The organism is Carnobacterium sp. (assembly GCF_032094055.1).
In the GTDB taxonomy this organism is placed as follows: Bacteria; Bacillota; Bacilli; order Lactobacillales; family Carnobacteriaceae; genus Carnobacterium_A.
In genome coordinates this window covers 5,084-8,421 of the sequence record NZ_DAMDAK010000074.1, presented here as the reverse complement: position 1 = coordinate 8,421, position 3,338 = coordinate 5,084, and the positions used below count along the sequence as shown (strand labels likewise).

The following is a 3,338-nucleotide window of genomic DNA, read 5'->3' as shown; positions in this document are numbered from 1 at the left end:
ATGGCAATAAAACCATGATAACAAATGGCGGATTAGCGGAAGTATATTGCGTGCTTCTTAAAACTTCCCCAACAGAGTTATCTTGCTTTCTTGTTGATGAAGATATGCCTGGTTTTAAGCATGGAAAAAGAGAGAATTTCATTGGGATGAACGGGACACCGATAGGAGAAATTTTTCTAGAAAATGTTATCGTCAGTGAAGAACATTTGCTTGGAACTGTAGGACAAGGTGTAGCAATAGGAGATAATGCTCACTATGACGCTCGTATTTTGATGGGTGCGATTGCAGCTGGTATTACTGAACATGCCTTGAATATCGCAATTGATTACGCAAAACAACGTGAAGTAAAAGGCGAACCGATCACTCAATTGTATTCTATTCAAGAGAAAATCACAGAAATTGCGATTGCCAAAGAGAATACCCAATTGCTTTATCAAGAGGCAGCTAAATTAAAGACCACAGGTAAGCCTTATGCTAAAGTAGCTACCATGGCGAAATCATATGGCAGCCGCGCTTCATACACTGCAGCCGATCATGCTTTACAAGTGCTAGGTGGCTATGGTTACAGCCGAGAATACCCAGTGGAACATTTATTACGAGATGCCCGTGCTTTGCAGCTTGCTGAAGGATCACTAGAAAAAATGATGATTGAAATAGCTAAAGAAGTTGTAAGTGAGGGAGAGGAGTGAGTTCAATGAGCTTAAAGATTGTCGTATGTATTAAACAAGTACCCGTTTCCAATAACTTAAAAATTGATCCAATGACTAAAAATTTAATTCGCTCAGGAGAACCTGGAGTGATGAATCCTTATGATAAAAACGCCATTGAAGCAGCACTTCGCTTAAAAGATGAGTGGGGAGGAGAGGTTATCTTGTTGTCTATGGGACCCCCAGATTTTGAAATGACTTTGCGACAAGGCTTAGCTATGGGTTGTGATGATGCTGTATTATTAAGTTCAAGAAAGTTCGGTGGAGCAGATACGTTAGCAACAGGCTATGTTTTATCACAAGCTGTCAAGAAATTGAAAAATGTAGATTTAGTTTTATTTGGACGCCAGTCGGTAGATGCTGATACGAGTCAGGTTGGACCAATCGTCTCTGAGTTTTTAGACTGGCCGCAAATTACATTTGTTAGTGAGCTGCATGGTCACGAAAAACAAGTAATGACTGCAACTCGGTTATTAGAAAACATGCAGCAAAAAATTGAATTCCAATTACCGGCAGTGGTGTCGGTTCGCAGTGAATTGAACGAACCGCGTTACCCAAATCCTCGCAATATCCAAAAAAGCTACCAAAAGAGTATTCGTGTTTGGGATGAAAACAATCTAGCTGTTGATGCTGAGAGAATAGGTTTGAAAGGATCGCCAACAGTTGTACGTAATGTATGGGCACCTGAAAAAGAAGTGAAGACTACCACGTTTCTTGAAGGAACACCTGATGAAGCCATTCGTGAATTATTAATACAAATGAGAGCCAGCAATTTGCTCTAAGAAAGGTTGAGAAAAATGACTAGCCAAGAAATTTGGGTATACGCAGAAAAGCATGTAGGAATCATCCAACCCGTTACCTACCAATTGATAACCAAAGCAAAAGAAATTGCTGGTGACAAAAAAGTTGTTGTGATCCTATTTGAAGCAACTAGTAAAAAATTAGAAGATACCATTAAAGAGTATGGTCCTGATGAAATAGTTGTAGTAAAAGATGACCGTTTAAAAGATGCAACCGATTCTGAAATCGCTAATCTAATGGCAGAGTTGGCAAAATGCCGTAAACCAAATAGCATTCTTTTTGGAGCTACGGTTGTTGGACGTTCAATCGCACCTCGTCTGCAAGCAAAGTTGAATACAGGATTGACATCAGATTGCTTGAATTTAGCATTTGATGGTGATTTACTAGTTCAAACAAAACCATCTTATGGGGATAACATTATGTGTGAAATCATCTGTCCTGATCACCGTCCGCAGATGGCTTCAGTGCGGCCAAATACGTTTGAAGCTAAGAAAAGCAATAGTGAATCTATCCTAGTAACAGAAGTAAGTGATTTGTCTTTTAAAGAAGCAAAACGTGTAAGAATCATAGAAGAAACTCCTTTACTATCTAAAAGCGACAGTATTGCAAATGCAGACCGGGTAATAGCATTAGGAAGAGGAGCTGCTGATGAAAAAGCTGTTGCTTTGGCAGAAGAACTTGCCCGCAAACTAGGAGCGAAAATCGGAGTAACACGTCCTCTAACAGATCATCCTAAATTCAGTGGAGACGATCAAATTGGACAATCTGGAAATACGATCGCTCCTAAACTATTGATCAATTTGGGTATCCATGGAGCAGTACAGTATACAACTGGAATTGGAAGCGCAGAACTAATTGTTTCTATTAATAAGGATCCAGAAGCTCCTATCTTCCAACATTCGGATTACAGTTACATTGGAGATTCGGTCAGCTTTTTAGAAGGGTTCTTAAAAGTCGTTCAGTAACGATGAAAGATTGCGTCTTATGATGAAACAATTTTCAAAAAAAGGATAAACATTTACATTTCAACCTGAAATAAAAAATAAAACTTAGGGTTCTATGCAAAGCCCACTAAGAACAACACTATATATCTATAATCATGGATATGTATTGCTGTTTTTTTATATAGGTGAGGTAAAAATGATCCATCAATGCCAGAAGTGGAAGGGCATCTTTTTTAGCAGTCGTTCATCAATTAAACCAACTGCTGTTAGTCTCCAATTATTTTATATGAAAAGATGGATCTGTTTTTTCTGAAATAAGTGCCTGAAATAAAAACAAGCTTATTTAAATTCAAAAAAATGTAGAAACTTGATGTGTGTCAATTTTTATTCAATGCAAATCAACTATACTTCAAGTGTAAAGAAAAAGAGGCGAAGAAAAAACCTCTACTACAAATAAAAAGTATAAAGGAGAAATGAATGATGTCAAAAGCAGTCCTTACATTAGAAGCCTTATCTTGCCCAAGTTGTTTGCAAAAAATCGAGAGCGCAGTAAAAGGGTTGAATGGAATCGATAAAGAGAGTGTAAAAGTTTTATTTAACTCCAGTAAAGTGAAAGCCGATTTTGATGCAGATACTCTTTCTATTGAAGAAATTGAAAAAGCAATCATCGACTTAGGGTACCCAGTTCTTAAAACAAAAGTGAAAGCAGCCTAACTGGCTATAAAACAGAAAGGAAGAATGTATAATGACAGTACTCAACGAAGTAGCAAACAAGTATTTTGAAAAATTAGATATGTTTACAGTAGCGATTACACGGGCACATGGCAAAAATCACCCTGAAGCATTTGAAGTACGAGAATTGTTCAGTGAAATAAATGAGAAAATG

Annotated in this window: 4 protein-coding genes; all 4 read left to right on the top strand. The window is 37.6% G+C overall.

Features of this window, described 5'->3' with window-relative positions; genetic code table 11:
• The coding region (locus RT405_RS10550) for an acyl-CoA dehydrogenase (RefSeq protein ID WP_313469578.1) at positions 1–689 on the top strand (689 nt) is incomplete at its 5' end.
• Positions 690–694: 5 nt separating this feature from the next.
• Entirely contained in the window at positions 695–1,489 is a 795-nt protein-coding gene (locus RT405_RS10545) for an electron transfer flavoprotein subunit beta/FixA family protein (RefSeq protein WP_313469576.1), read from the top strand.
• A 15-nt stretch (positions 1,490–1,504) separates the two neighbouring features.
• Positions 1,505–2,473 carry an electron transfer flavoprotein subunit alpha/FixB family protein gene (locus tag RT405_RS10540; protein WP_313469574.1) on the top strand — a complete coding sequence of 323 codons (969 nt, stop codon included), beginning with the start codon at positions 1,505–1,507 and terminating at the stop codon, positions 2,471–2,473.
• Between the two features lie 459 nt (positions 2,474–2,932).
• Positions 2,933–3,166, top strand: coding sequence for a cation transporter (locus RT405_RS10535; protein WP_313469573.1), 234 nt, complete (start codon positions 2,933–2,935; stop codon positions 3,164–3,166).
• Positions 3,167–3,338: the final 172 nt, after the last annotated feature.

Coding starts and splice junctions, on each gene's coding strand:
- RT405_RS10545 (WP_313469576.1), top strand. CDS start 695: ATGAGCTTAAAGATTGTCGTATGTATTAAACAAGTACCCGTTTCCAAT.
- RT405_RS10540 (WP_313469574.1), top strand. CDS start 1,505: ATGACTAGCCAAGAAATTTGGGTATACGCAGAAAAGCATGTAGGAATC.
- RT405_RS10535 (WP_313469573.1), top strand. CDS start 2,933: ATGTCAAAAGCAGTCCTTACATTAGAAGCCTTATCTTGCCCAAGTTGT.